We start from the raw sequence: 26,551 nt of genomic DNA, 5'->3' as shown, positions 1-26,551 counted from the left end.
CGATCGGTCCGGGCATGGAATGCCGCGGTGGCCTCGCACAAAGTGGGGCCAATGTTCAGTCTGCCTCAGCGGATTCACCAACGCTTTGGTTAAGCCGCTGTTTCAACACCGCAAGCACTGTTTCGGGCACCTGACAACGCAGGGCTTTCTGCAGACGCTTGCGACGGGTCGCCTCCTCAAGGCAGTTCTCCTCGCGGCAGAGATAGGCCGAACGGCCCATCCCCTGATCGAGGAGAACTCCGTCCTGATGGTCGCGGATCACCCTCCAGAGTTGGCGGCGATCCAAGAGTTGGCGGCAGGCCACGCAGCGACGCAGGACGGGGCGGTCACTCACCGGACCTGCTCCTGATCGGGCTCGGCATCGGCCTCAGCCGCTGCGTCCGTGGTTTCAGCCTCGGTCTCGAACTCGGTTTCGCTGCTGGCTTCCACCTCAGCGGGCTCCTCCTTAGAGAACTCCTGCTCGCCGTACTCCTCTTCGTCTTCGGGCAGCGGATACAGCTCTCGCAGGCGTGCATCCTCTTCCGCCCGAGCGGCCTGTTCGGCGGCCAGTCGTTCTTCGGCTTGCTGCTGGAGGGCTTCCTCCTCCTCCCGCTGGGAGATCAGCTCTGCCACCACGGCATCCTCTGCCTCTTGGTCGTATTCGGTGGAGTTCTTGATGTCGATCTTCCAGCCGGTGAGTCGGGCGGCCAAACGCACGTTCTGGCCTTCGCGTCCGATGGCCAGGCTCAGCTGATCGGGGGGCACAAGCACATGGGCGTGCTGGCCCACGGGATCCACCAGGCGCACCATTTCCACCCGAGCGGGGCTGAGGGAGTTGGCGATGTACTGGCCTGGATCCTGCGACCAGCGGATCACGTCGATTTTTTCTCCACGCAGTTCGTTCACCACCTGCTGAATGCGGGAGCCGCGGGCGCCGATGCAGGCGCCGACGGGATCCACCTCGCGTTCGATGCTGTCGACGGCCACCTTGGTGCGGGGGCCCACGGAACGGGAGGGGGGATTGGCCTCACGGGCCACGGCCACGATCCGAACGGATCCTTCCTGAATTTCGGGGACTTCGTTTTCGAACAGGTAGACCACCAAACCGGCATTGGAGCGGCTGACGAACAGCTGCGGTCCCCGGCGGGGCACTTCGCTCACCTCTTTCAGGAACACCTTGAAGGTGGCGTTGGCGCGGTAGTTGTCGTTGGGCAGTTGATCGCGCCGGGGGAGTTCAGCCTCCACTTCCGGACGGCCGAGGCCTGAGCTGACCGCCATGATCACCGATTGGCGCTCGAAGCGGATCACCCGGGCCGTCAGCACCGGATCCTCCAAATCAGCGAATTCCTCCTGGATCATGCGGCGCTGCTGATCACGCAGCTTCTGGGCCAGCACCTGCTTGGTGGTGGCGGCGGCCATCCGGCCGAAGTCCTCTTTCTCTGGGGTGACATCCAGCACCACCGTGTCGCCTACCTGGGCGTCATCGGCCACCTGCATCACCTCGGCGATCGCGATCTGGTGGTCTTCGCTCTCCACCTCATCAACAATGATCTTGCTGGCGAGAACTCGGTAGCCCTCCTCCTCAAGGTCGAGGCCAACATCGAAGTTGCTGAAGTACTCCTCATCAAAGGGGTCTTCGCTGATGCCGATGTAAAGGGTGCGCCGGTAGCGCTCATAGCCCTTCAGCAGGGCCTCCCGCAGGGCCGCCTCCACCACCTGGGGCGGCAGCTTCTTCTCTTCGCTGATGTCGTCGATCAGGTTGCTGAGACCGGGAAGCAGGACGAGAGCCATCGCGTTGGGTTAGGGGAAAAGAAAGGAGCGGTTGCAGGGGTGTGAACGCTGGGTTCAGCTGCCTGGACTCGTGAGGCGGACACCGATCACGCAATCCCGGGGAATCCGTTTGATTCGCCCGCGAATGTTGATCTGCAGCGTGTCGGCGTCGCGTTCGAGCAAGAGGCCCTCCAGGCGTTGCTCGCTGTCGTCCTTGTCGCGGTGATGAACCTCCACGGGGAACCCACGGAAGGTTTCAAAGTCGCGATCGCTGGACAGCTGGTCGCCGATGCCGGGACTGCTGATCTCCAGAACATACGCGTCAGTGAGCAGGGTGGAGGCCTCAAGGGCATCCCCCAGCACGCCACTGAAACCGGCGCAGTCATCAAGGCTCACATCCGCTCCACTGCTGTGGCGGATCTGCACTTCCAGGGTCATCGGGCTCATGTGGGTGAGCAGCTGAATGCCGCAAAGGGCAAAGCCTTTGCTGGCGGCCACATCGGTGACCAGCGTTTCGAGATCCGGAAGCAGAGGATGAGGCAACGCGAACTGAGGGCGGACGTCGGCCCGACGTGCATTTCAGTTGTGACCGATCTCCCGCAGGGAGATGCCCGTCGGACACACCTTCAATGTACGGGACCGTCTGCCCGCCGTCAGCTGTTGCCCAGATCGATGGCCGGTGCATCGGGAAAGGCGTCGCCCGGCTGTTCAGCGCCGCGCCCGTCGGAATCCTGATTGATGCAGAGGCGTCGACGCTCCGGATCGGTCACGTACTGGCAGACGCGGCTCCAGAGTTTGCTGCGGCTGCCCTGGGGGCCATTGCTGAACGTCACCACATCGGAAAGGCCAGGGCGGTCTTCGATCACGACCTGGCAGAGCTCACAGCGTTGTGAAGCGGCGGATTCGCTCAAGGGTGAAGCTCATAAAACGGCTCGACCCTAAGCAGTGGACGCAAGAGCCGCTGTGCGATCGGTGGCCATCAAAACCCGCCCATTGGCTGGAAGGGGCAGAACAGCGATCGATCGCATCAAGACCCCGATGGATTGGGTGTGAGTGGCGTCAGGGGAGGGCCTTCTTCAAAGCGCTCCAACAGCACTTGCGTGGGGATCTGGGTGCCGAAGCGGCAGGCGTTGGTTTCGCTGGCGGCGAGGGTGCCGTGTTCCCAGAACTTGTTGCTGCCGTTGCCCCCGCCGCAGGCGATGTCGGCTTTGCCGGTGATCACGGCGCCGATGCCGTCGTTCACCGACTTGGCCACCCTGTAGTCCACCTTGCGGCGCTTGGCCTGGATCCGGATCTGTTCAAGAACGTCAACCCCGAGGCCTTCGTAGCCCGCATCTGTTTTGTGATAAAGCGGCTTGACCTCCTCAAAGATCACCGCCTTGAGCGTTGTGCTCTCCGCGGAGGCTTGAGGGGTGAGGGCAACCGGGCCAGCCAGGGCAAGCAGAGCTGCCGCTGGAGCCAGAAGTGCACGCATGCGAAAACTGCGTTTGCTGATTTGCTAGCTGGAATGTCCAAGCTCGACCGCGCATCGCAATGGAGGTGCTGAGATTGCGATCGATTTGGACCAGGGCCCATTTCTCCGGCTGGATCCGATAAAAAGAAGGCAATTAAAGGTCTTGTGTTGCGGTACGCCCTGCGTCAACTCCTGGCCGTTCTGATGGCCGTAGCGGTTCTGGTCGGTGAAGGTGACTCAGCGCAGGCCCTGGAGCACAGCTTTGTGGCCGATGCCGTTCAGCGGGTGGCGCCGGCGGTGGTTCGGATCGACACCGAGCGCACCGTGGAACGTCAGCCGTTTGACCCCACGCTGCTTGATCCCCTGCTGCGGGACCTGCTGGGGGACCCTCCGGCAGGTCCGGAGCGGGAACGGGGGCAAGGCTCTGGTGTGGTGATCGATGCCAAGGGCCTTGTGCTCACCAATGCCCATGTGGTGGATCGGGTGGAGTCCGTCAGCGTCACCCTGGCCGACGGGGAACAGCGGGATGGACGGGTGGTGGGCACCGATGCGGTGACAGACCTGGCCTTGGTGCGTCTCGAGGGCGATCGACTGCCGCCACGGGCTCCCCTTGGTGATTCGGAAGCCATGCAGGTGGGCGATTGGGCGATCGCCCTCGGCACCCCGTTCGGATTGGAACGCACGGTGACCCTGGGCATCGTCAGCAGCCTGCACCGCAACATCAATAGCCTTGGCTTCGCCGACAAACGGCTGGAACTCATTCAGACCGACGCTGCCATCAACCCCGGTAATTCCGGTGGGCCGTTGGTGAACGGCGATGGCCAGGTGATTGGCATCAACACCCTTGTGCGGTCGGGCCCTGGGGCCGGCCTCGGTTTTGCCATCCCGATCAACCTGGCCCGCCGGGTGGCTGATCAGCTCCAGCAGCAGGGTGAAGTGGTGCACCCCTACATCGGTCTGCAACTGGTGGCGCTCACACCGCGCATCGCGCGCGAGCACAACAAGGACCCCAATGCCCTTGTGCAGCTGCCGGAACGCAGCGGTGCCCTGGTGCAAGCCGTGCTGCCCGATGGCCCGGCCGAAAAAGCAGGACTGCGCCGCGGCGATCTGCTGATCACGGTGGATGAGCGCGACATTTCGGATCCTCAGGCGCTGCTCGAGGTGGTGGATGCCGCCGCCATCGATGTTCCCCTGCCTCTGAAAGTGCTGCGGGCTGGCCGCGAGCTCACCCTGTCCGTCAAACCGGAGCCCCTGCCTGGGATGGCCTGAAACCCCTTGCTACGGTCGCGCCCAAAGGACGTGACCCGATGGCTGATCTACAGACCCAGATGAAGCAGGCGGTGGCTGATGCCGCCGTGGAACAGATCAAGGACGGCATGGTGCTGGGCCTGGGATCAGGCTCCACCGCCGCTCTGATGATTCAGGGCCTGGGGGCCAAGCTCGCCAGCGGAGAACTCAAAGACATCGTCGGTGTCACCACGTCCTTCCAAGGAGAGGTTCTGGCCGCTGAGCTCAACATTCCCCTGCTCAGTCTCAACGCCGTCAGCCGGATTGATCTGGCCATCGATGGTGCCGACGAAGTCGACCCTTGCTTCCAATTGATCAAGGGTGGTGGCGCATGCCACGTGCAGGAGAAACTCGTGGCGGCACGGGCGGATCGGTTTGTGGTGGTGGTGGACTCCACCAAGCTGGTGGACCGTCTCAACCTCGGTTTTCTGCTGCCGGTGGAAGTGCTCCCCGGGGCCTGGCGCCAGGTGAAGCAGCAGCTTGAAGCCCTCGGGGGCAGCGCTGAGCTGCGCATGGCCCAGCGCAAGGCCGGCCCTGTGGTTACCGATCAGGGCAACCTGGTGCTGGACGCCAAGCTCGACGGCGGCATCAGCGATCCAGTGGCCCTGGAGCAGACGATCAACAACATTCCCGGTGTGCTGGAGAACGGCCTGTTCGTCAACATCACCGATGAGGTGTTGGTCGGTGAGATCACCGATGGTGTGGCGGGTGTCCGCAGCCTGGAGAAGCGCCTCAGCTGAGGCGCCGTCGCACCGATTCAGCGTGGCTGTGCAAGCCTTCACTGGTGGCCAGCTCCTGCACAGCTGAACCCGTTGCTTCCAGGGCGGCCCGGTTGAAACCGATCAGCGAGGTGTGGCGCATGAAGGTCTCAACACTGAGGGCCCCGCTGAAACGCGCGGCTCCACAGGTGGGCAGCGTGTGGTTTGGGCCTGCCAGGTAATCCCCCACCGCTTCTGGGGACCAGGGGCCCAGGAAAATGGCTCCGGCGTTCTGAATGCGATCCGCCAGGGGTTCGGGCCGCTCCACCAGCAGCTCCAGGTGTTCGGGGGCGAAGCTGTCGCTGAGGCGGGCACAGCTCTCGAGGTCGTCGCAGACCACCACCAGCCCCCAGTCCCGCAGAGCGGCTTCGCAGATCTCCTGGCGGGGGTGATCGGCCAGCTGTTCGGCCACTGCGGCGTTGATCCCGTCGGCCAGTGCAGGGTCGGTGGTGATCAGCACCGCCGCCGCCAGGGGGTCGTGCTCCGCCTGCGCCAACAGATCCGCTGCCACCTGATCGGGCTTGGCGGAGTGGTCGGCGATCACCAGCACTTCGCTTGGTCCCGCCAGGGAATCGATGGCCACCTGGCCGTACACCGCCTGTTTCGCAAGGGTGACGTAGAGGTTTCCGGGGCCACTGATCACGTCCACCTTGGGCACGCTCTCGCTGCCGTAGGCCATGGCGGCAACAGCCTGAGCACCTCCGAGGCGGAACACCGTTTTCACGCCGGCCAGGTGGGCCGCTGCCAGCACCACGGGGTTCACCGCACCATCACGTCCGGCGGGGGAACAGATCACCACGTCTTTGACGCCGGCGACCCGGGCTGGCACCGCATTCATCAGCACGGTGCTGGGGTAAGCCGCCCGTCCTCCGGGCACGTAGAGACCCGCCCGCTCCACCGGCCGCCAGCGCCGCCCAAGCTGTTCGCCGTGGGGGCCCGTCACCGCCAGATCGGCGGGACGTTGGCGTTGGTGGAAGTCGGTGATGCGGCGATGGGCCAGCTCTAGGGCATCCCGCAGGTTGGTCGGCAGCGACGTCCAGGCCTGTTCGAGGGCCTCGGGGGACACCGCCATTGGTTCGGGCCGGAAGCCATCGAACCGTTCGGTGAAGTCGGCAATGGCGGCATCACCGCGGTCGCGCACCGCTGTGAGAATGGCTTCAACCCGCTCACGGGCTTCACCCTGCTGGGTTTGTGTGGTGCGGCTCGACAACCGTTTCAGCTCCGTCTGGGCCCGGTCCAGATCCCGCACGATGCGAAGGGGAGCAACGGCCGGCTGGCTCACAGACAAAGGAACAGTGGGAGAGTTCGGTCAAGTTAGGACTCCACAACCCAGGGAAGGGGGGCCTGTCAAGGAGTAAGGTGCTGGATTGTTCGCAACGTTGAAGCCTCAGTGGCCAATAACAAGTCAGCCAAGAAGCGGATTGAGATTGCTGAGCGCAACCGTCTGCGCAACCGCACCTACAAGTCGTCGATGCGCACCCTGATGAAGCGCTGCTTCGCCGCCTGTGACGCCTACAGCGCCACCTCTGGTGATGAAGCCAAGGCCAGCGTGCAGACCTCCATGCGTGCCGCCTTCAGCAAGATCGACAAGGCCGTGAAGGTGGGTGTGCTGCACCGCAACAACGGTGCCAACCAGAAGTCCCGCCTCAGTGCGGCCGTGCGCAAGGTGCTCGAGCCCGCCAGCTGATTCGGTTTCAACCGGCAGAATGGGCCGAAAGCGCGTTTCGGCCCAGCTGTGTCCCCCACCCCGACGTTGATTGACAGCCACTGTCACATCGTCTTCCGCAACTTTGACGACGACCTCGATGAGGTGGCTTCACGCTGGCGTGAGGCTGGGGTTGGTGCACTGCTGCACGCCTGCGTCGAACCCTCCGAAATACCGGCGATCCGCGCCCTGGCGGATCGATTCCCGGAGATGCGTTATTCCGTCGGCGTCCATCCACTGGACACCGAGCATTGGCGGGATGACACGGTGGCGGTGCTGCGCCGGGCAGCTCTGGAGGATGATCGGGTGGTCGCCATCGGCGAACTCGGCCTCGATCTCTTTCGAGACAAGAATCTCGAGGAGCAGCTTGCTGTGCTGCGCCCTCAATTGGACCTGGCGGTTGAGTTGAACCTGCCGGTGATCATTCACTGCCGGGATGCCGCCGAGCCGATGCTGGAGGAACTGCGGGCCCGCAAGGCGCAGGGCCGTTGCCCCGGAGGGGTAATGCATTGCTGGGGCGGTACCCCCGATGAAATGCACCAGTTCCTGGAGCTCGGCTTCTACATCAGCTTCAGCGGCACCGTCACCTTCCCCAAGGCGGAGTCCACCCACGACTGCGCCCGTCAGGTGCCGGAGGATCGTTTCCTGGTGGAAACCGACTGCCCTTTTCTGGCCCCTGTGCCCCGCCGCGGCAAGCGCAATGAGCCGGCCTTCGTGGCTTCCGTTGCCACGCGGGTGGCTGAGCTGCGCGGCGTGGATCTCGACAGCGTGGCCTGCAGCAGCACCGCCAACGCCCGGCGTTTGTTCGGACTCCCTTAACCGGAGTTCCAAGGGTGTCGAGTCCATATGTAAGATGTTGTATTGGCCTGGCCATGCGCAGGATTCCGTCTTGTGTGTGGTGCCTGAAGCGTCCATTTCCTTCCGGTGCACTTGTCGTCGTCAGCTGATCTGACCCGCGATTTCTGAACAGCAGCAGCGGCGCTGTCGGTTCCGTCCTGGAAACCGTCGGTGCCGCTGTTGTGTCTAATCGTCCTGTCAGGTGAGCTTCTGCCGCCAATCCAGTCCTCCCCAGTCCCTTCGTCCTCTCTGCCGGTCCCCGCATGAGCAGCAGCGCGATTCAGGTCGCCAAGACCGCCACCTACCTCCCTGATCTGGTGGAGGTGCAGCGGGCCAGCTTTAAGTGGTTTTTGGATCAAGGTCTGATCGAGGAGCTGGAAAGCTTCTCTCCGATCACGGATTACACCGGCAAGCTGGAGCTGCACTTCATCGGTAGCGAGTACCGCCTGAAGCGCCCCCGCCACGATGTGGAAGAGGCCAAGCGCCGTGATGCGACCTTCGCGTCACAGATGTATGTGACCTGCCGCCTGGTCAACAAGGAGACCGGTGAGATCAAGGAGCAGGAGGTGTTCATCGGCGAACTGCCGCTGATGACCGAGCGCGGCACCTTCATCATCAACGGCGCTGAGCGTGTGATCGTGAACCAGATCGTGCGCAGCCCCGGTGTCTATTTCAAGGATGAAATGGACAAGAACGGCCGGCGCACCTACAACGCCAGCGTCATCCCCAACCGGGGTGCCTGGCTGAAGTTTGAAACAGATAAAAACGACTTGCTCCACGTTCGTGTGGACAAGACCCGCAAGATCAACGCGCACGTGCTCATGCGTGCCATGGGTCTGTCTGACAACGACGTGCTCGACAAGCTGCGTCACCCCGAGTTCTACAAGAAGTCGATTGATGCCGCCAACGACGAGGGCATCAGTTCGGAAGACCAAGCGCTGCTTGAGCTCTACAAGAAGCTGCGTCCGGGTGAACCCCCCTCAGTGAGTGGCGGTCAGCAGCTGCTGCAGACCCGTTTCTTCGATCCCAAGCGCTACGACCTCGGTCGGGTCGGCCGCTACAAGATCAACAAGAAGCTGCGCCTCACCATCCCCGACACGGTGCGCACCCTCACCCATGAGGACGTGCTCTCCACGCTCGATTACCTGATCAACCTGGAACTGGATGTCGGCGGCGCCAGCCTCGACGACATCGATCACCTCGGCAACCGCCGCGTGCGTTCCGTGGGCGAACTCCTGCAGAACCAGGTTCGGGTGGGTCTGAACCGTCTTGAGCGGATCATCAAGGAACGGATGACCGTCGGCGAAACCGATTCGCTGACCCCGGCCCAGTTGGTGAACCCCAAGCCCCTGGTGGCGGCGATCAAGGAGTTCTTCGGCTCCAGTCAGCTGAGCCAGTTCATGGACCAGACCAACCCTCTGGCTGAGCTCACCCACAAGCGCCGCATCTCGGCCCTTGGACCCGGCGGTCTCACCCGTGAGCGTGCCGGCTTCGCCGTCCGCGACATTCACCCCTCCCACTACGGCCGTCTCTGCCCGATTGAGACGCCGGAAGGCCCCAACGCTGGTCTGATCAACTCCTTGGCCACCCATGCCCGGGTCAACGAGTACGGCTTCATCGAAACGCCGTTCTGGAAGGTGGAGAACGGTGTCGTTCTGAAGGATGGCGATCCGATCTACCTGTCTGCCGACCGGGAAGACGAAGTGCGCGTCGCCCCTGGTGACGTGGCCACCGAGGATGACGGCCGGATCTCGGCGGATCTGATTCCTGTGCGTTACCGCCAGGACTTCGAGAAGGTCCCCCCTGAGCAGGTCGACTATGTCGCCCTTTCACCGGTGCAGGTGATCTCCGTGGCAACGTCCCTGATTCCCTTCCTGGAGCACGACGACGCCAACCGCGCCCTGATGGGCTCCAACATGCAGCGTCAGGCTGTGCCGTTGCTGCGTCCTGAGCGTGCCCTGGTGGGCACCGGCCTGGAAACCCAGGTGGCCCGCGACTCCGGCATGGTGCCGATCTCCCGGGTGAATGGCACCGTCACCTATGTGGATGCCAACGCCATCGTTGTTCAGGACGAGGACGGCAACGACCACACCCATTTCCTGCAGAAGTATCAGCGCTCCAACCAGGACACCTGCCTGAACCAGCGCCCGATTGTCCGCTGCGGTGATCCGGTGATTGTCGGCCAGGTGATGGCGGATGGTTCCGCCTGTGAAGGCGGTGAGATCGCTCTGGGTCAGAACGTTCTGATCGCTTACATGCCCTGGGAGGGTTACAACTACGAGGACGCGCTGCTGGTCAGCGAGCGTCTGGTCACCGACGACCTCTACACCTCGGTTCACATCGAGAAGTACGAGATCGAAGCCCGTCAGACCAAGCTTGGACCTGAAGAGATCACCCGCGAAATTCCCAACGTCGCTGAGGAAAGCCTGGGCAACCTCGACGAGATGGGCATCATCCGCGTGGGTGCTTTCGTTGAAAGCGGCGACATCCTCGTGGGCAAGGTGACGCCCAAGGGTGAATCCGATCAGCCGCCGGAAGAGAAGCTTCTGCGCGCGATCTTCGGTGAGAAGGCGCGCGACGTGCGCGACAACTCCCTCCGGGTGCCCGGCACCGAGCGTGGCCGCGTTGTGGATGTGCGCATCTACACCCGTGAACAGGGTGATGAGCTGCCCCCCGGCGCCAACATGGTGGTGCGGGTGTATGTGGCCCAGCGCCGCAAGATCCAGGTCGGCGACAAGATGGCTGGCCGCCACGGCAACAAGGGCATCATCAGCCGCATCCTTCCTCGGGAGGACATGCCCTATCTGCCCGACGGCACCCCGGTCGACATTGTCCTCAACCCCCTGGGTGTGCCGAGCCGGATGAATGTGGGTCAGGTGTTCGAGCTGCTGATGGGTTGGGCCGCGTCCAACCTGGATTGCCGCGTGCGCATCGTTCCCTTCGATGAGATGCACGGTGCTGAGAAGTCCCAGCAGACCGTCGAGACCTTCCTCAAGGAAGCCGCCAAGCAGCCCGGCAAGGGTTGGGTGTACGACCCTGAGGATCCCGGCAAGCTGCAGCTGAGGGATGGCCGCACCGGTCTGCCCTTCGATCAGCCCGTGGCCGTGGGTTACTCCCACTTCCTCAAGCTGGTTCACCTGGTGGACGACAAGATTCACGCCCGTTCCACCGGCCCCTACTCCCTGGTCACCCAGCAGCCCCTGGGCGGTAAGGCACAGCAAGGTGGTCAGCGTCTGGGTGAGATGGAGGTGTGGGCCCTCGAGGCCTATGGCGCCGCATACACCCTGCAGGAACTGCTCACGGTCAAGTCCGACGACATGCAGGGCCGCAACGAAGCCCTCAACGCCATCGTCAAGGGCAAGCCGATTCCCCGCCCGGGTACACCGGAATCCTTCAAGGTGCTGATGCGCGAGCTTCAGTCCCTGGGTCTGGACATCGCCGTCTACACCGACGAAGGCAAGGAAGTGGATCTGATGCAGGACGTGAACCCACGTCGCAGCACCCCCAGCAGGCCCACCTACGAATCCCTCGGCGTCGCGGATTACGACGAGGACTGACGGATCAACGAACGAACCGATTCCCCGCTCCTTCTTCCTTAACCGTCAATGACCAACAGCAACCTCCGCACCGAGAACCACTTCGATTACGTCAAGATCACCCTCGCCTCACCCGATCGGGTGATGGAGTGGGGACAGCGCACCCTGCCCAACGGCCAGGTGGTCGGTGAGGTCACCAAGCCGGAGACCATTAACTACCGCACCCTCAAGCCCGAGATGGACGGGCTGTTCTGCGAAAAGATCTTTGGCCCGTCCAAAGACTGGGAATGCCACTGCGGCAAGTACAAACGGGTGCGTCACCGGGGCATCGTTTGTGAACGCTGCGGTGTGGAGGTCACCGAGAGCCGCGTGCGTCGTCACCGCATGGGCTTCATCAAGCTGGCGGCCCCCGTCTCCCACGTCTGGTATCTGAAGGGGATCCCCAGCTACGTGGCCATCCTGCTGGACATGCCCCTGCGGGATGTGGAGCAGATCGTTTACTTCAACTGCTACGTGGTGCTGGATCCCGGCGACCACAAGGACCTGAAGTACAAGCAGCTGCTCACCGAAGACGAGTGGCTGGAGATTGAAGACGAGATCTACGCCGAAGATTCCGAGATCGAGAACGAGCCCGTGGTGGGCATCGGTGCCGAGGCCCTCAAGCAACTGCTGGAAGACCTCACCCTCGATGAAGTGGCTGAGCAGCTGCGGGAGGAGATCAACGGCAGCAAGGGTCAGAAGCGCGCCAAGTTGATCAAGCGTCTGCGCGTGATCGACAACTTCATCGCCACCAACGCTCGTCCCGAGTGGATGGTGCTGGATGTGATCCCGGTGATTCCGCCCGACCTGCGCCCGATGGTGCAGCTCGATGGTGGTCGCTTCGCCACCAGCGATCTCAACGATCTCTACCGGCGGGTGATCAACCGCAACAACCGTCTGGCGAGGCTCCAGGAAATCCTGGCCCCTGAAATCATCGTCCGCAACGAGAAGCGGATGCTGCAGGAGGCCGTCGACGCCCTGATCGACAACGGCCGTCGCGGTCGCACCGTCGTGGGTGCCAACAACCGTCCGCTCAAGTCACTGAGCGACATCATTGAAGGCAAGCAGGGCCGCTTCCGTCAGAACCTCCTGGGTAAGCGGGTCGACTACTCCGGTCGTTCCGTGATCGTGGTGGGTCCGAAGCTGAAGATGCACCAGTGCGGTCTGCCCAAGGAGATGGCGATCGAGCTGTTCCAGCCTTTCGTGATCCACCGCCTGATCCGCCAGAACATCGTCAACAACATCAAGGCGGCCAAGAAGCTGATTCAGCGGGCCGACGATGAAGTGATGCAGGTGCTGCAAGAGGTGATCGACGGTCACCCGATCCTGCTGAACCGTGCTCCAACCCTGCACCGTCTCGGCATTCAGGCCTTCGAACCCAAGCTGGTGGATGGCCGTGCCATTCAGCTGCACCCCCTCGTCTGCCCAGCCTTCAACGCTGACTTTGACGGTGACCAGATGGCAGTTCACGTGCCCCTGGCCATCGAGGCGCAGACCGAGGCCCGCATGCTGATGCTGGCCAGCAACAACATCCTGTCCCCTGCGACCGGTGAGCCGATCATCACCCCGTCTCAGGACATGGTGCTCGGCTCCTACTACCTGACGGCGCTGCAACCCGGTGTCTCCAAGCCCGACTTCGGCGATCGCAGCTGCACGTTCGCGGGTCTGGAGGATGTCATCCACGCCTTTGAAGACAACCGGATCGGTCTGCACGACTGGGTGTGGGTCCGCTTCAACGGTGAAGTTCAGGACGATGAAGAGCTGGATGCGCCCAGCAAGAGCGAATCCCTCAGCGATGGCACCCGCATCGAAGAGTGGAGCTACCGCCGCGACCGTTTCGATGAAGACGGTGCCCTGATCAGCCGCTACATCCTCACCACTGTGGGCCGCGTGGTGATGAATCACACGATCATCGACGCGGTGGCCGCCGCCTGAATCAAGCCAGACGTCCTTCCTCCTTAACTCCTGATCCGCGCGCAGCCATGACCTCGTCCTCGAAATCCCGCAAGTCCAAATCCAGCAAGGCCTCCAAGGCCGCCAAAGAGGCTCCCGTGAGCGCATCGCGTCCGCTCTCGAAGACCCCACCGCCGTTCCGCAACCAGGTCATCGACAAGCGGGCCCTCAAGCAGCTCGTCGCCTGGTCCTACAAGAACCACGGCACTGCGGTGACGTCGGCCATGGCCGACAACCTCAAGGATCTCGGCTTCAAGTACGCCACCCAGGCGGCTGTGTCGATCTCCGTCGACGACCTCAAGGTGCCCGAGGCGAAGAAGGATTTGCTGGGCCAGGCCGAGGAACAGATCACGGCCACCGAGGAGCGCTATCGCCTTGGTGAAATCACCGAGGTGGAGCGTCACACCAAGGTGATCGACACCTGGACCGAGACCAACGAGCGTCTGGTGGATGCCGTCAAAAAGAACTTTGACGAGAACGCACCGCTGAACTCGGTGTGGATGATGGCCAACTCCGGCGCCCGGGGAAACATGTCCCAGGTGCGTCAGCTGGTGGGCATGCGCGGCCTGATGGCCAACCCGCAGGGTGAAATCATCGACCTTCCGATCCGCACCAACTTCCGTGAGGGTCTGACGGTCACCGAGTACGTCATCTCCTCCTATGGCGCCCGGAAGGGTCTGGTGGATACGGCGCTGCGCACCGCCGACTCCGGTTACCTCACCCGTCGTCTGGTGGACGTTGCCCAGGATGTGATCGTCCGTGAGGACGACTGCGGCACGACCCGCCACATCGTGGTGGACGCTGAGGACGGCAAATTCGGCAGCCGGCTTGTGGGTCGCCTGACCGCTGCCCAGGTGGTGAATGCCGATGGCGAGGTGCTGGCTGAGCGCGACACCGAAATCGATCCGCCGCTGTCCAAGGCCTTCGAGGCCGCTGGCGTCAAGGCCGTGAGTGTGCGTTCGCCGCTCACCTGTGAAGCCAACCGTTCCGTCTGCCGTAAGTGCTACGGCTGGGCACTGGCCCACAACGAACTGGTCGACCTGGGCGAAGCCGTCGGCATCATCGCGGCCCAGTCGATCGGTGAGCCCGGAACCCAGCTCACCATGCGGACCTTCCACACCGGTGGTGTGTCCACCGCTGAGACCGGTGTGGTTCGCTCCAAGGTGGCGGGCACCGTCGAGTTCGGCAGCAAGGCGCGGGTGCGTCCCTACCGCACCCCCCACGGTGTGAACGCCCAACAGGCTGAGGTTGATTTCAACCTCACGATCAAGCCGTCCGGCAAGGGCAAGGCCCAGAAGATCGAGATCACCAACGGCTCCCTGCTGTTCGTCGACAACGGTGCTGACATCGATGCCGACGTCACGGTGGCGCAGATCGCCGCTGGTGCGGTCAAGAAGAGTGTGGAGAAGGCCACCAAGGACGTGATCTGCGACCTGGCTGGCCAGGTGCGTTACGAGGAGGCGATCCAGCCCCGTGAGGTCACCGACCGCCAGGGCAACATCACCCTGAAGGCCCAGCGTCTTGGCCGGATGTGGGTGCTTTCCGGCGACGTCTACAACCTGCCGCCCAACGCTCAGCCCGTGGTCAGCAGTGAGACCCAGGTCACTGAGGGTCAGGTGCTGGCGGAAGCCAGCCAGCGGAGTGAGTACGGCGGTGAAGTGCGCCTGCGCGACTCCATCGGTGATTCCCGTGAGGTGCAGATCGTCACCACGGCGATGACCCTCAAGGACTTCAAACTGTTGGAGGAGTCCACCCACTCCGGGGAGATCTGGAACCTCGAGGCCAAAGACGGCACCCGTTACCGCCTCAACACCATTCCCGGCAGCAAGATCGGTTCCGGTGAGGTCATCGCTGAACTGGCGGATGACCGCTTCCGCACCGGCACCGGTGGTCTGGTCAAGTTCGCCCCTGGTCTGGCGATCAAGAAGGCCCGTTCTGCCAAGAACGGTTACGAGGTCAACAAGGGCGGCACCCTGCTGTGGATCCCCCAGGAGACCCACGAAATCAACAAGGACATCTCCCTGTTGATGATCACCGACGGTCAGTGGATCGAGGCCGGCACCGAGGTTGTCAAAGACATCTTCAGCCAGACCGCGGGCATCGTCACCGTCACCCAGAAGAACGACATCCTGCGCGAAATCATCGTCCGCAGTGGTGAGTTCCACCTCTGCACCGATGCCAAGGCGCTGGAGCGTTTCGAGGGTGATGGCCAGATGGTCAACCCCGGCGAGGACATCGCCAAGGGGCTCTCCGTTGACACGATGAAGTACGTGCAGACGGTGGAGACCCCCGAAGGCAAGGGTCTGCTGCTGCGTCCGGTTGAGGAATACACCATTCCCAACGAGGCCCAGCTGCCTGAGCTGTCCCATGTGAAGCAGGCCAATGGCCCTCACCTCGGCATCAAGGCCACCCAGCGTCTGGCGTTCAAGGACAACGAACTGATCAAGTCCGTTGAAGGTGTTGAGCTGCTCAAGACCCAGCTGCTGCTCGAGACCTTCGACACCACCCCGCAGATGACGGTGGATGTGGAGAAGGCTCCTGACAAGCGGGCCAAGACTATTTCCCGTCTGCGCCTTGTGATCCTCGAGTCGATCCTGGTGCGTCGCGACACCATGTCCGACTCCAGCCACGGCTCAACCCACACCGAGCTGCAGGTCGAAGATGGCGTGTCTGTGAAGGCTGGCGATGTCGTCGCCACCACGCAGATCCTCTGCAAGCAGGCCGGTCTGGCGCAGTTGCCTGAAGCCACGGAAGCCGACCCGGTGCGTCGGATGATCGTGGAACGCCCCGAAGACACCACCACCCTGAGCACCTCCGGCAAGCCGGTGGTGAGCGTCGGTCAGCGGATTGTCGATGGTGATGCCCTTGCCGACGGCGAAACCGCCACCTGCTGTGGTGAGATCGAGGCCGTCAGCGGCAACAGCGTCACCCTGCGTCTGGGACGTCCCTACATGGTGTCGCCCGACTCCGTCCTGCACGTGCGTGATGGAGATCTGGTGCAGCGCGGTGATGGCCTGGCACTGCTGGTGTTCGAACGCCAGAAGACCGGTGACATCGTTCAGGGTCTGCCCCGAATCGAGGAATTGCTGGAGGCCCGTCGCCCCCGTGAATCCGCGATTCTCTGCAAGAAGCCTGGCACCGTTGAGATCAAGCAGGGTGAAGACGACGAGTCCCTCGCCGTCAACGTGATCGAATCCGATGACGCCATCGGTGAATATCCGATCCTGCTCGGCCGCAACATCATGGTGAGCGATGGCCAACAGGTCACCGCTGGTGAACTGCTGACCGATGGCCCGATCAACCCCCACGAGTTGCTCGAGTGCTACTTCGAAGATCTGCGCAGCCGCAAGCCTCTGATGGAGGCCGCCCAGGAGGCGATCGCCAACCTGCAGCACCGTCTGGTGACTGAGGTTCAGAACGTCTACAAGTCCCAGGGCGTCTCGATTGACGACAAGCACATCGAGGTGATCGTCCGTCAGATGACCAGCAAGGTGCGGGTTGAAGATGCCGGCGACACCACCCTGTTGCCCGGTGAGCTGATCGAACTGCGTCAGGTGGAAGACACCAACCAGGCCATGGCGATCACCGGTGGCGCTCCCGCCGAGTTCACCCCGGTTCTGCTGGGTATCACCAAGGCGTCGCTCAACACCGACAGCTTCATCTCCGCCGCCTCCTTCCAGGAGACGACCCGGGTGCTCACCGAAGCCGCCATCGAGGGCAAGAGCGACTGGCTGCGTGGTCTCAAGGAGAACGTGATCATCGGTCGCCTGATTCCTGCAGGTACCGGCTTCAGCGGCTTCGAAGAGGAGCTGCAGAAGGAGGCTGGCCCCCACCCCGACATCCTTTCGGAGGATCCAGCCGGCTACCGCCGCATGCAGAACCTGCGTCCCGACTACACCGTCGACATGCCCCCTGCGGCCAGCGCCAGTGCGGTGCTGGATGACCCCAGTGACGCCGACCTCGAGGCCACCCGCACCCGCCACAACATCGACCCCTCGGCGAGTAATTTCGCCGCGTTCACCCGTCCGGACGCCGACAATGAGCTGAAGGAAGAGCAGGTGGTCGATGCTGAAGCCGTTGAGGGTCTTCAGGAAGAGGGCCTGCTCTCTGACGAATGAGCTCCGCTCAATCGTTCACCATTGCAGCCCCTTCCATGCTTGAGCCCACTGAGATCCCCAAGAGACGCCTGCCCAAATATGGGTTCCACACCCATACCGAGCGGCTGAATGGACGTCTGGCCATGCTTGGCTTCATCGCCCTGATGGCGGTGGAGATCAAGCTTGGCCATGGTCTGCTGATCTGGTGACCCAGGCTCTGCTGGGTCGCAGCGCGGCCGAGCTGCAGGACTGGGCCGTCGCCCAGGGACAGAAGCCGTTCCGCGGCCGTCAGCTGCATGACTGGATCTATGCCAAGGGGGCTCGATCCCTGGCCGACATCACGGTCTTCCCCAAGACCTGGCGTGCCGCCTTGTTGGAGAGCGGCATTGATGTGGGCCGGCTGAAGGAAGTGCATCGTTCGGTGGCCACGGATGCCACCACCAAATTGCTGCTCTCCACCGAGGACGGCGAAACCATTGAAACGGTCGGGATTCCCACCGACCAACGGCTCACCGTCTGTGTGTCCAGCCAGGTGGGTTGTCCCATGGCCTGCCGCTTCTGTGCCACCGGCAAAGGGGGGCTGCAGCGTTCACTTCAGACCCACGAAATCGTGGATCAGGTGCTGAGTGTGCGTGAGGCGATGGACCGTCGTCCTTCCCACATCGTGTTCATGGGCATGGGCGAGCCCCTGCTCAACAGCAGCGCTGTGCTGGAGGCGATCCGCTGCCTCAATGATGATCTCGGCATCGGCCAACGGCGCATCACCGTCAGCACGGTGGGTGTTCCGAAAACCTTGCCGCAACTCGCGGAACTGGCCATGCAGCGGCTGGGCCGCGCCCAGTTCACCCTGGCGGTGAGCCTCCATGCCCCCAACCAGCGGCTGCGCGAGGAGCTCATTCCCACAGCCCATGCCTACCCCTATGAGGCTTTGCTCGAGGATTGCCGTCACTATCTGGATGTGACCGGTCGGCGGGTGAGTTTTGAGTACATCCTGCTCGGTGAACTCAACGATCAGCCCGAGCACGCCGCAGAGCTGGCGGATCGCGTTGGTGGTTTTCAGAGCCACGTGAACCTGATCGCCTACAACCCGATTGAGGAGGAGGAGTTCAAACGACCAACGCCGCAGCGGATCGAGGCGTTTCGTCGTGTGTTGGAGCGGCGCGGTGTTGCCGTGAGCCTCAGGGCCAGCCGGGGGCTCGATCAAAATGCGGCCTGCGGTCAGCTCCGGCGTCAGCAGATGGCCCCCAATTCATCCGGGAGCTGAAGGGTGGGCTGATGCCCCGTTCCTCAGCAGACTGCTGAGGAACGGGGTCTGCGCATGACAGCGATCGATTGGCTGCTTCTCGCTGCTTACCTCGTTCTCACCCTGGTGTTGGGGTTGTGGCTGGCCCGCCGCAACAGCGGCGAGGCGGATTATTTCGTGGCTGGCCGTCGTCTGAACGGTTGGTTGGCCGGCGCCTCGATGGCGGCCACCACCTTCTCAATCGATACGCCGCTTTACGTCGCCGGCTTGGTGGGTGCCCGCGGCCTGGCGGGCAACTGGGAGTGGTGGAGCTTTGGTTTGGCCCACGTGGCCATGGCTGTTGTCTTCGCACCCCTTTGGCGCCGCAGCGGTGTGCTCACCGACGCCGCCTTCACCGAGCTGCGCTATGGCGGAGCGGCGGCGGCTTGGTTGCGCGGCATCAAGGCTTTCCTGCTGGCCGTGCCGGTGAACTGCATTGGCATCGGCTATGCCTTTCTCGCCCTCCGCAAGGTGGTGGAAGCGCTGGGGCTGGTGTCGGGTCAACCCGCAGCACTGGGACTGACGGACACGGTTTGGCTCCTGATGGTCGTGGCTCTGCTTGTGATGAGTTACACCGTGGCCGGTGGGCTCTGGGCCGTCGTGGTCACCGATCTGGTCCAGCTTGTGCTGGCGTTGGCGGGTGCCCTGGCCGTGGCTGCGGCTGCCCTCCATGCCGCAGGAGGGATGACAGCGTTGTTGGAACAACTGCAGGCGCTGCAGCGGCCGGAGCTGCTGTCTCTGGTGCCCTGGACCTGGGATGACGCGGGCTTCCACTGGTTGCAGGGCAGCGGCATCAGCATCCCGATGTTCACGGCTTACATCGCTGTGCAGTGGTGGAGTTTCCGCCGCAGCGATGGGGGTGGCGAGTTCATCCAGCGCATGCTGGCCACCCGCGATGAGCAGCAGGCGCGGCTGGCGGGTTGGGTGTTTCTGGTGGTGAATTACCTCGTGCGCAGCTGGCTCTGGATCGTGGTCGCGTTGGCGGCCCTGGTGCTGTTGCCGGCTGGCGCTGATCTTGAGCTCGGCTATCCCGCCCTGGCCGTGCAACTGCTGCCCCCGGTGGCGCTCGGCCTGGTGGTGATCTCTTTGGTGGCGGCGTTCATGAGCACCGTGAGCACCTCGGTGAACTGGGGAGCCAGCTACCTCACCCACGACCTCTATCAGCGCTTTGTTCGCCCCTCTGCCGGTTCGCGGGAGCTGTTGCTGGTGGGACAACTCACCACGGTTCTGCTGCTCGTTCTTGGGGTGATCACCGCTTTGATCAGCGACAGCATCGGCACGGTGTTTCGGCTGGTGATCGCGATCGGGTCCGGCCCCGGTGTGGTTCTGGTGCTGCGCTGGTTCTGGTGGCGCGTGAATGCAGCCGCGGAGCTGTCGGCGATGCTCTGCGGCTTTTTCGTTGGGGTGTTCACTTCGGTGGTGCCCCTGGTTCGGATCGAGGATTACGGGGTTCGCATTGCGGTGATCACCGGCCTCTCCGCTGTGGTCTGGTTGACGGTGATGCTGAGCACACCGCCGGAATCGGATGCTGTTTTGGAGCGGTTTGTGCGGACGGTGCGTCCTCCGGGCCCCGGGTGGTCACGCCTGCGCCATCGCTTCGGCGTCATGCCGATGGAGTCGTTGCCGGCCATGCTGCGGCGCTTCATGCTGGCCTGTGGTGTGTTGTTTGGCGGCCTGCTCGGCACCGGAGGCTTCCTGTTGCATCAACAGTGGAGTGGCTGGATCGGTCTGTCGGTGCTGATCCTCTCGATCTGGCAGCTGCGGCGGCGAGTCGATGCCGTGCCCTCTTGAGCAGAATGACGCCTTGATTGGCCTGTTCCGGTGTCGTTTTTTCGTTCCACGCTTCTGCCGGCTCTGATTGTTCTTCTGTTTGCCCTGGCGTTGTTCGCTGTGAGTGCCCGCATCTGGCTTCCCGGTGACATGCTGGCTCCAGCCCCGATGGGTTGAGTCCTGGAATGGCTCCCGTAGCATCCCCGCATGACTGACGACCGCAGCCAACAGAAGGACCAGGGGCTGTCCAGCCTCTCTGTTGATCCTGATCTGCTGGCGCGTGAGCTGGCGGCGGAAGACGACGTTGATCCGCTTGATGCAATCCAGCTCGATGACGCCGAGCAGGATTCCTCCCTAGAGATTGCCCGGGCCTGTGACCAGGGCCTGGTCTGGTTGCGTGGCAACCACGGAGAACGGCTGCAGGGCCTGCAGGTGTTTTGTGAACACCGTGATCCCCGTTCGATTGCCCTGCTGCTGCCCTTGCTCCAGAACTCCTGTCCGGTGGAGCGGATGAGTGCCGTCTACGCCTTGGGCCGCAATCCATCGCCGCCGGCTGTTGAGCCGCTGTTGCAGCTGCTTCAGCTCGATGCCAATGCCTACGTCCGCAAGGCTGCGGCCTGGAGCCTGGGCAATTTCCCCGATGCTCCGGTGCTCAATCCGTTGATCCGGGCGCTGCAGACGGATGTCGCAGCGGTGCGCCTCTGGTGTCCGGGATCCCTGGCGGAAGCCGGCAGCCGTTCCCCGGTCAAGGCCGATCCCGCAGCGGGGCAATTGCTGGTGAGTCTGCGCATCGACAGTGAAGCGGTGGTGCGCAGCAACTGCATCTGGGCTTTGGGCCGTTTGATGGATCAGCTGGTGCAGCCGCGGCAAGCCGAGATCGTTGAAGCCTTGGTGAGTTCCCTGCTCCATGACGGGGAGATCTCCGTGCGCGATGAGGCCAGAACGGCCCTCGAGCAGCTGGAGGATCCGCTGGTGCTGGAACGCCTGCAGGCTCTGATCAACGACGGTTTCATCCTGTAGCGCCGCTCTTGTAACGGCAAACGCAACATTCAGGGGTGACCCCCACTAGATTGCTGCGCAAAACACGCTTCTTCGATGCCCCAGAAGACCATTCGTTTCACCATTCGGCCTGACGGCCGTGTGGAAGAACGGGTCGAGGGTGTTGCTGGTGAAGCGTGCCAGCAGCTCACTGAAGAAGTGGAAGCTGCTCTTGGAACGGTTGAACGTCAGGAGTCCACATCCGAAGCGTTTCTGCAGCCTGAGGTCCAGTCCCAGTCTCTTCCCGCTCATTTGAACTGATGTCGCATTTCAGCACCGTCAAAACCGAACTGCGTCAGCTGGAGCCTCTGGTGAAAGCCCTGGAAGACATGGGCTATGCCCCTGATCAGGGTGAACGTCCCGTGCGCGGCTACCGCGGCCAGACCGTCACCGCTGATCTGGCCATCGCCGTGCAGGACGGTGGTGACATCGGTTTCCGCTGGAACAGCTCATCGGAGTCCTATGAGCTGGTCACCGACCTTGATCTGTGGAAGCAGCAGATTCCTGTGGAACGTTTTCTCTCCAAGCTCACCCAGCGCTACGCCCTGAATACGGTTCTGGCTGCAACCACTAAGGAAGGATTTCAGGTTGCCGAGCAGACCCAAACCGAGGATGGTTCGATCGAACTCGTGGTGACCCGCTGGGACGCCTGAATCCTGGCTGATCCTTCATCTCACGCCTTTTCCGCCCCCGCTCGCCCGCAGGAGCAGGCCACCGGGAGGGAACCCCTGCTCGGGGGAGACATGCGCGATCAGGCTGTCTGGGTGGATGAAGCCGTCTGCATCGGCTGTCGATACTGCGCTCACGTGGCTGCGAACACCTTTGTTGTTGAGCCGCATCTGGGACGCTCAAGGGCCATCCGGCAGGACGGTGACTCCACCGAATGCATTCAGGAGGCCATCGACACCTGTCCTGTGGATTGCATTCACTGGGTTCCCTTTGAATCGTTGGAAACGTTGCGGCAAAACCTGATTCGCCAGAATCTGCAACCGCGTCCCCAGGGTTGATGGCGCTTCCCACCCGCCGATTCGGCCGCACGGAGCTTGAGATCCCCCTGTTGTCTCTCGGGGGAATGCGCTTTCAGCAGAGCTGGACCGACCTTCCAGCTGATGAGATCACGTCTGCATCGCAGACCCAGCTCGAGGCGACTCTGAAGCGCGCGGTGGATCTGGGCTTTCACCATGTGGAAACGGCGCGGCACTACGGCAGCTCCGAACGTCAGCTGGGCTGGGCCTTGCCGCGCACACCCGACCCCTCCCGTCTGCTGCAGAGCAAGGTGCCTCCCCGGCCCGATGCCGACGCCTTCGAGGCGGAGCTGGAGCTCAGTTTTGAGCGGTTGGGCTGTGATCGCCTTGATTTACTGGCCATCCACGGCATCAACCTGCCGGAGCATCTTGAGCAGACCCTTCAACCCGGGGGCTGCATGGAGGTGGTGCGCCGCTGGCAGGCGGAGGGCCGTATTGGTCACGTGGGTTTCTCCACCCATGGCCCCACCGCTTTGATCGCACAGGCCTGCGACTCCGGTGCCTTCGATTACGTGAATCTGCACTGGTATTACATCCGCCAGGACAACGGCCCTGCCTTGGATGCGGCCCGCCGTCAGGACATGGGGGTGTTCATCATCAGTCCCACTGACAAGGGCGGCCATCTGCACACGCCATCCCAACGGCTGTTGGAGCTGTGTGCACCGCTGCATCCCATCGTCTTCAACGACCTGTTCTGTCTCCAGGATCCGCGGGTTCACACCATCAGCGTGGGAGCGGCCCGGCCGGAGGATCTCGAGCTTCACCTGGAGGCGTTGCGCCTTCTGCCGGAGGCAGCGTCCTTGGTTGCTCCAGTGGATCAGCGGCTTCGGCAGGCGGCCGATGAAGCATTGGGTCGTGACTGGATGGCCACCTGGTCCGTCGGTCTGCCGCCTTGGCATGCGACGCCTGGGGAGATCAACCTGCCGGTGTTGCTTTGGCTGTACAACCTGCTGGAGGCCTGGGATCTCGAGAGTTATGCCAAGGCCCGCTATGGGTTGCTGGGCTCCGGCGGCCACTGGTTTGCCGGGGCCAATGCCGATGGCTTTGATGCGGAGGTCAGTGCCGAAGAGCTGCAGAGCGTCCTGCAGGAGAGCCCGTGGCGTGAGCGCATCCCAGAGATTCTGCGCAGCCTCAAGCAGCGGCTCAAGGGCGAATCCCAGATGCGCTTGTCGAGCGTCTGAGCGTTCCTTTTAGCTCCCCAGAGGATCCCGGCTGGGTGTTCCCACGGCCCTTGGGTAGCTGCGGGGGCAGGGGCCGTTCGGTTGCACCCGCAGCAGGTGCCGCGTGCCGCGATCACCGGGCAGTTCCCGGTGCTGCACCTCGATCAGATGGCCCTTAAGCAGCCGCAGGGCCCTGTTGAACGGCACGGCATCGCTGTCCGTCCACTGGCCCCGATACAGCAGGGCCTGGCCGTCGCTCTTCAGCAAGGGCACCAGGTATTCGGCCACCACGGGAGCTGCTGCCACAGCCCGGGCTACGGCGCGATCGAAGCTGCCGCGGAAGTGGCGATCGCGCCCGGTGGTTTCGATCCGCTCGGTGCGGACCCGCAACCGATCGGCAAGGCCCAGGCTTCCGGCCATGGCCTCCACGGCGGCGGTCTTGCGTCCGACGGAATCCAGCAGGGTCACCTGTGCCTGGGGAAGGGCAATGGCGATGGCGAGGCCGGGGAAGCCTCCTCCGGTTCCCACATCAATCCAGTGCTGCGGCTCGTCTGCGGACTGGAGTTCCGCCGCCAGCGGCCAGAGGCTGTCGAACACCTGACCAATCCAGAAATCGTCGCCGTTCACCAGGCGCGTCAGGTTGACCCGTTCATTCCAGCTCTGCAGCAGGCCCTGAAGCTCCATCAGCTGGTCGCGCTGCGCCTGCGATGGCTGCCATTCCAGGGCGTCCCAGAACGCCGGTTCAGGCGCGGTGGCGGCCATGGCTGCAGCAACAACTCTTCTTAGGATGAAGGACCGGCCGTCCCCTGTGTCCGAAGCCCGCCCCAGCCATCACGAACGGCTTGGCGTGCGTCCCGGGGTTGACGCTGAAACCTTGCGCCAGGCCTTTCGACGCCAGTCCAAGGCCCTGCATCCCGACACCACGCAACTGCCGCCCGAGCAGGCCAGCATTGCGTTTCAGCAGCTCAAGGAGTCCTACGACGTTCTGCTGCGCCAGAGCCAGGCAACCCTCAGTCTTGGCGCCCAGGCGCCGTCATCGCCCCCGCCACTGCAGCGTGAGTCCCGCCCGGATGCCTGGCAGGGCATTGGTCAACGAAGGCCCCTCTCCGGTGGGGAATGGTTCTCGCTGGTGCTGTTGAGCATCGCGCTGTTGCTCAGCCTGGTGTTGGGGTTGGGGGTGGCGCTTGCCCAGGGCCGCGATTGGCAGGTGTCGCCGAGTTGGCTGGCGGATGAGCAGACTCAGAACACATCCGTGCGTTCGCAACTTGATGGCCGCCCTGCCCCCGGAGAGCACCCCGCTGAATCAGCACTCTCTCCCGGCGCTTGAGGCCTGGCTCCAGCAGCTGGGTGCCGTCCGCATGGACGACAACCCCTGCCAGTGGATGCTCGAACGTTCTGAATGGCGAGCGTTGTTGCTGCTGGAACGGGAGGACCTCAAAGTGATCTGGCACCCGGGTTCCCTGGAGGCGATGGTGCAGTGTTCGCTGCCCTATGGCCTCTCCAGGGCCGATGTCGAGGCGGCGATTCAGGCGGGACCCTGAGACCAGCAGCTTCAGAGCTGATCGAGGGCCTGCTCCAGCACCGAATAGCAGCGTTCCAGCTGGGCATCGCTGATGCAGAGCGGTGGCAGCAGATAAACCACCTGGCCCAGGGGGCGGAGGAAGACGCCGTTCTCCATCGCCAGCCGTTTCAGCTTCGGCCCCGCCGGGTTGAGGTAGCCCGAGCTCCCCTCCACAACGAGGTCAAAGCCGGCCACCGTCCCCGTCAGCCGGGGATGTTGCACCTTCCGATGGCGCGCCAACCGCTCCAGATGAGGACGATGCCGTTGTTCGAACTGTTGAAAGGCAGCGGGGTTGCGCTCCAGCAGGTCGAGGCTGGCGTTGGCCGCGGCGCAGCCCAGTGGATTGGCCGTGAAGCTGTGGCCGTGCCAGAGGGTCAGGCAGGGGTCGTCACCGACGAAGGCTTCGAACACCGCTTCGCTGGCCATGGTCACGCCCATCGGCAGACATCCCCCCGTCAAGCCTTTGGACAGGGCCATCAGATCCGGCCGGATGCCCGCTCGCCGGCTGGCGAACCAGTCGCCGCAGCGTCCGAAGCCGGTGAGCACTTCATCGGCGATCAGCAGGGCTCCCGCCTGGCGGGTGCGTGCCTCCACCTGCCTCAGAAACTCTGGCCGCACCATGGCCATGCCCCCGGCCCCCTGCAGCAGCGGTTCGAGGATCACCGCCGCTGTCGGTGTCTCCAGCACGCGCTCGAGCACCTCGAGTGCCGCAGATTCCTTGGCCTCCACGGCATCGTCGTCCCACCAGGTGGCCGGCCAGGGAACTCGGGCGACGGGAAAGAGCTTGTCTTCGAAGGGGGCGCTGAACAGGTTGCGTTCGCCAACGGCCATCGCTCCGAAGGTGTCGCCGTGATAAGCCCCGTCGAAGGCGACGATCTGATAGCGCGGTTGGCCCCGGTTGGCCCACCACTGGCAGGCGATCTTGAGCGCCACCTCCACCGCCGTGGAGCCGTTGTCGGAGAAGAACAGCCGTTGCAGGCCGCAGAGGCCGCTCAGGCGTACGGCCAGCTGTTCCGCAGGCTCATGGGTGAAGTCGGCAAAAATCACCTGCTCGAGGCGGGCGGCCTGATCGGCGATGGCCTTGGCCAACACCGGATGGGCATGGCCGTGCAGGGTGACCCACCAGCTGCTGATGGCATCGATCAGGGGCTCGCCTTGCTCACGGATCAGCAGGGCACCGTCTCCAGACACCACCCGTTGGGAGTTGGCTGCGCTGGCCATCTGGGTGAAGGGGGGCCAAAGATTCGGATGGCGGATCGACCCCATGGCAGCAGCGGCAGCTTTTGCCATATTGAATCTGG

Annotated in this window: 25 protein-coding genes and 1 pseudogene; 18 read left to right on the top strand and 8 right to left on the bottom strand. The window is 63.3% G+C overall.

From position 1 onward, the window contains the following. Positions 1-55 precede the first annotated feature (55 nt). The 5 genes and pseudogenes from SynM161_RS09150 to SynM161_RS09130 all read right to left on the bottom strand — a co-directional run. A complete protein-coding gene (locus SynM161_RS09150; protein WP_115080914.1) occupies positions 56-334 on the bottom strand; it encodes a YlxR family protein in 279 nt (92 codons plus the stop codon). Further along, positions 331-1,770, bottom strand: coding sequence for a transcription termination factor NusA (gene nusA, locus SynM161_RS09145; RefSeq protein WP_186540988.1), 1,440 nt, complete (start codon positions 1,768-1,770; stop codon positions 331-333). The genes SynM161_RS09150 and nusA overlap by 4 nt, the downstream gene beginning before the upstream one ends. Before the next feature lie 54 nt (positions 1,771-1,824). Then, complete coding sequence (gene rimP, locus SynM161_RS09140; protein ID WP_115080911.1) at positions 1,825-2,292, bottom strand: ribosome maturation factor RimP; 468 nt, start codon at positions 2,290-2,292, stop codon at positions 1,825-1,827. A gap of 110 nt (positions 2,293-2,402) precedes the next feature. Then, complete coding sequence (locus SynM161_RS09135) at positions 2,403-2,660, bottom strand: hypothetical protein (protein ID WP_115131921.1); 258 nt, start codon at positions 2,658-2,660, stop codon at positions 2,403-2,405. Positions 2,661-2,776: 116 nt separating this feature from the next. After that, a pseudogene (locus tag SynM161_RS09130) lies at positions 2,777-2,944 on the bottom strand (GRRM system radical SAM/SPASM domain protein); the annotation flags it as partial. Positions 2,945-3,406: 462 nt separating this feature from the next. Here SynM161_RS09130 and SynM161_RS09125 point away from each other — a divergent pair. Continuing rightward, positions 3,407-4,471, top strand: coding sequence for a trypsin-like peptidase domain-containing protein (locus SynM161_RS09125; protein ID WP_186542632.1), 1,065 nt, complete (start codon positions 3,407-3,409; stop codon positions 4,469-4,471). Positions 4,472-4,509: 38 nt separating this feature from the next. Further along, on the top strand, positions 4,510-5,229 hold the full coding sequence (gene rpiA / locus SynM161_RS09120; RefSeq protein WP_186540987.1) for a ribose-5-phosphate isomerase RpiA: 720 nt from the start codon (positions 4,510-4,512) through the stop codon (positions 5,227-5,229). Here the strand turns inward: rpiA and hisD are convergent. Further along, a complete protein-coding gene (hisD, locus tag SynM161_RS09115) occupies positions 5,222-6,529 on the bottom strand; it encodes a histidinol dehydrogenase (protein WP_186540986.1) in 1,308 nt (435 codons plus the stop codon). The two genes, rpiA and hisD, sit on opposite strands and share 8 nt — an antisense overlap. A 108-nt stretch (positions 6,530-6,637) precedes the next feature. Here hisD and rpsT point away from each other — a divergent pair, with 108 nt between their 5' ends. From rpsT to SynM161_RS09050, 14 genes are all read left to right on the top strand, one after another. Further along, complete coding sequence (gene rpsT / locus SynM161_RS09110; protein ID WP_186540985.1) at positions 6,638-6,934, top strand: 30S ribosomal protein S20; 297 nt, start codon at positions 6,638-6,640, stop codon at positions 6,932-6,934. Positions 6,935-6,982: 48 nt separating this feature from the next. Beyond that, positions 6,983-7,771 carry a TatD family hydrolase gene (locus SynM161_RS09105; protein WP_186540984.1) on the top strand — a complete coding sequence of 263 codons (789 nt, stop codon included), beginning with the start codon at positions 6,983-6,985 and terminating at the stop codon, positions 7,769-7,771. A 281-nt stretch (positions 7,772-8,052) separates the two neighbouring features. Continuing rightward, positions 8,053-11,346, top strand: coding sequence for a DNA-directed RNA polymerase subunit beta (rpoB, locus tag SynM161_RS09100; RefSeq protein WP_038553495.1), 3,294 nt, complete (start codon positions 8,053-8,055; stop codon positions 11,344-11,346). A gap of 48 nt (positions 11,347-11,394) precedes the next feature. After that, on the top strand, positions 11,395-13,299 hold the full coding sequence (locus tag SynM161_RS09095; protein WP_115080893.1) for a DNA-directed RNA polymerase subunit gamma: 1,905 nt from the start codon (positions 11,395-11,397) through the stop codon (positions 13,297-13,299). 47 nt (positions 13,300-13,346) lie between these two features. Continuing rightward, on the top strand, positions 13,347-17,435 hold the full coding sequence (locus tag SynM161_RS09090) for a DNA-directed RNA polymerase subunit beta' (protein ID WP_186540983.1): 4,089 nt from the start codon (positions 13,347-13,349) through the stop codon (positions 17,433-17,435). Positions 17,436-17,470: 35 nt separating this feature from the next. Continuing rightward, positions 17,471-17,623 carry a hypothetical protein gene (locus SynM161_RS09085; RefSeq protein ID WP_006850847.1) on the top strand — a complete coding sequence of 51 codons (153 nt, stop codon included), beginning with the start codon at positions 17,471-17,473 and terminating at the stop codon, positions 17,621-17,623. Further along, the gene (gene rlmN, locus SynM161_RS09080; RefSeq protein ID WP_186495892.1) at positions 17,620-18,678 is read left to right on the top strand and encodes a 23S rRNA (adenine(2503)-C(2))-methyltransferase RlmN; all 1,059 of its coding nucleotides are present in this window, start codon (positions 17,620-17,622) and stop codon (positions 18,676-18,678) included. The genes SynM161_RS09085 and rlmN overlap by 4 nt, the downstream gene beginning before the upstream one ends. Positions 18,679-18,732: 54 nt before the next feature. Next, a complete protein-coding gene (locus SynM161_RS09075; RefSeq protein ID WP_186540982.1) occupies positions 18,733-20,487 on the top strand; it encodes a sodium:solute symporter family protein in 1,755 nt (584 codons plus the stop codon). Between the two features lie 30 nt (positions 20,488-20,517). Beyond that, entirely contained in the window at positions 20,518-20,643 is a 126-nt protein-coding gene (locus SynM161_RS12135) for a hypothetical protein (protein WP_011365010.1), read from the top strand. A gap of 30 nt (positions 20,644-20,673) precedes the next feature. Then, entirely contained in the window at positions 20,674-21,486 is an 813-nt protein-coding gene (locus tag SynM161_RS09070) for a HEAT repeat domain-containing protein (protein ID WP_186540981.1), read from the top strand. Positions 21,487-21,561: 75 nt separating this feature from the next. Continuing rightward, complete coding sequence (locus SynM161_RS09065) at positions 21,562-21,765, top strand: DUF2997 domain-containing protein (RefSeq protein ID WP_115010030.1); 204 nt, start codon at positions 21,562-21,564, stop codon at positions 21,763-21,765. Next, complete coding sequence (locus SynM161_RS09060; protein WP_186540979.1) at positions 21,765-22,157, top strand: DUF1257 domain-containing protein; 393 nt, start codon at positions 21,765-21,767, stop codon at positions 22,155-22,157. The genes SynM161_RS09065 and SynM161_RS09060 overlap by 1 nt, the downstream gene beginning before the upstream one ends. A 3-nt stretch (positions 22,158-22,160) precedes the next feature. After that, a complete protein-coding gene (locus SynM161_RS09055; RefSeq protein WP_244272378.1) occupies positions 22,161-22,511 on the top strand; it encodes a ferredoxin in 351 nt (116 codons plus the stop codon). Then, positions 22,511-23,710, top strand: coding sequence for an aldo/keto reductase (locus SynM161_RS09050; protein WP_186540977.1), 1,200 nt, complete (start codon positions 22,511-22,513; stop codon positions 23,708-23,710). The genes SynM161_RS09055 and SynM161_RS09050 overlap by 1 nt, the downstream gene beginning before the upstream one ends. Before the next feature lie 9 nt (positions 23,711-23,719). Here the strand turns inward: SynM161_RS09050 and rsmG are convergent, their stop codons facing one another. Continuing rightward, positions 23,720-24,451 carry a 16S rRNA (guanine(527)-N(7))-methyltransferase RsmG gene (gene rsmG / locus SynM161_RS09045; RefSeq protein ID WP_186540976.1) on the bottom strand — a complete coding sequence of 244 codons (732 nt, stop codon included), beginning with the start codon at positions 24,449-24,451 and terminating at the stop codon, positions 23,720-23,722. Positions 24,452-24,476: 25 nt separating this feature from the next. Between rsmG and SynM161_RS09040 the strand changes: the two genes are divergently transcribed. Next, positions 24,477-25,016, top strand: a complete 540-nt coding sequence (locus tag SynM161_RS09040) for a J domain-containing protein (RefSeq protein WP_186540975.1) — start codon at positions 24,477-24,479, stop codon at positions 25,014-25,016. Then, a complete protein-coding gene (locus SynM161_RS09035; protein WP_255441765.1) occupies positions 24,958-25,230 on the top strand; it encodes a DUF3143 domain-containing protein in 273 nt (90 codons plus the stop codon). The genes SynM161_RS09040 and SynM161_RS09035 overlap by 59 nt, the downstream gene beginning before the upstream one ends. An 11-nt stretch (positions 25,231-25,241) precedes the next feature. On the opposite strand, the gene bioA is transcribed toward SynM161_RS09035, so the two are convergent. Next, on the bottom strand, positions 25,242-26,540 hold the full coding sequence (bioA, locus tag SynM161_RS09030; protein ID WP_186540974.1) for an adenosylmethionine--8-amino-7-oxononanoate transaminase: 1,299 nt from the start codon (positions 26,538-26,540) through the stop codon (positions 25,242-25,244). Positions 26,541-26,551: the final 11 nt, after the last annotated feature.

This window comes from Synechococcus sp. M16.1 (assembly GCF_014279895.1).
Lineage (GTDB): Bacteria > Cyanobacteriota > Cyanobacteriia > PCC-6307 > Cyanobiaceae > Parasynechococcus.
Note: the sequence above shows the minus strand (reverse complement) of the source record. Positions and strands in the feature narration are given on the sequence as shown.

Excerpts from the sequence above, each read along its gene's own strand:
- nusA (WP_186540988.1), bottom strand. The coding sequence starts at position 1,770 with ATGGCTCTCGTCCTGCTTCCCGGTCTCAGCAACCTGATCGACGACATC.
- SynM161_RS09125 (WP_186542632.1), top strand. The coding sequence starts at position 3,407 with ATGGCCGTAGCGGTTCTGGTCGGTGAAGGTGACTCAGCGCAGGCCCTG.
- rpiA (WP_186540987.1), top strand. The coding sequence starts at position 4,510 with ATGGCTGATCTACAGACCCAGATGAAGCAGGCGGTGGCTGATGCCGCC.
- rpoB (WP_038553495.1), top strand. The coding sequence starts at position 8,053 with ATGAGCAGCAGCGCGATTCAGGTCGCCAAGACCGCCACCTACCTCCCT.
- SynM161_RS09095 (WP_115080893.1), top strand. The coding sequence starts at position 11,395 with ATGACCAACAGCAACCTCCGCACCGAGAACCACTTCGATTACGTCAAG.
- SynM161_RS09090 (WP_186540983.1), top strand. The coding sequence starts at position 13,347 with ATGACCTCGTCCTCGAAATCCCGCAAGTCCAAATCCAGCAAGGCCTCC.
- SynM161_RS09085 (WP_006850847.1), top strand. The coding sequence starts at position 17,471 with ATGCTTGAGCCCACTGAGATCCCCAAGAGACGCCTGCCCAAATATGGG.
- SynM161_RS09075 (WP_186540982.1), top strand. The coding sequence starts at position 18,733 with ATGACAGCGATCGATTGGCTGCTTCTCGCTGCTTACCTCGTTCTCACC.
- SynM161_RS09070 (WP_186540981.1), top strand. The coding sequence starts at position 20,674 with ATGACTGACGACCGCAGCCAACAGAAGGACCAGGGGCTGTCCAGCCTC.
- SynM161_RS09065 (WP_115010030.1), top strand. The coding sequence starts at position 21,562 with ATGCCCCAGAAGACCATTCGTTTCACCATTCGGCCTGACGGCCGTGTG.
- SynM161_RS09060 (WP_186540979.1), top strand. The coding sequence starts at position 21,765 with ATGTCGCATTTCAGCACCGTCAAAACCGAACTGCGTCAGCTGGAGCCT.
- SynM161_RS09050 (WP_186540977.1), top strand. The coding sequence starts at position 22,511 with ATGGCGCTTCCCACCCGCCGATTCGGCCGCACGGAGCTTGAGATCCCC.
- rsmG (WP_186540976.1), bottom strand. The coding sequence starts at position 24,451 with ATGGCCGCCACCGCGCCTGAACCGGCGTTCTGGGACGCCCTGGAATGG.
- SynM161_RS09040 (WP_186540975.1), top strand. The coding sequence starts at position 24,477 with ATGAAGGACCGGCCGTCCCCTGTGTCCGAAGCCCGCCCCAGCCATCAC.
- SynM161_RS09035 (WP_255441765.1), top strand. The coding sequence starts at position 24,958 with ATGGCCGCCCTGCCCCCGGAGAGCACCCCGCTGAATCAGCACTCTCTC.
- bioA (WP_186540974.1), bottom strand. The coding sequence starts at position 26,540 with ATGGCAAAAGCTGCCGCTGCTGCCATGGGGTCGATCCGCCATCCGAAT.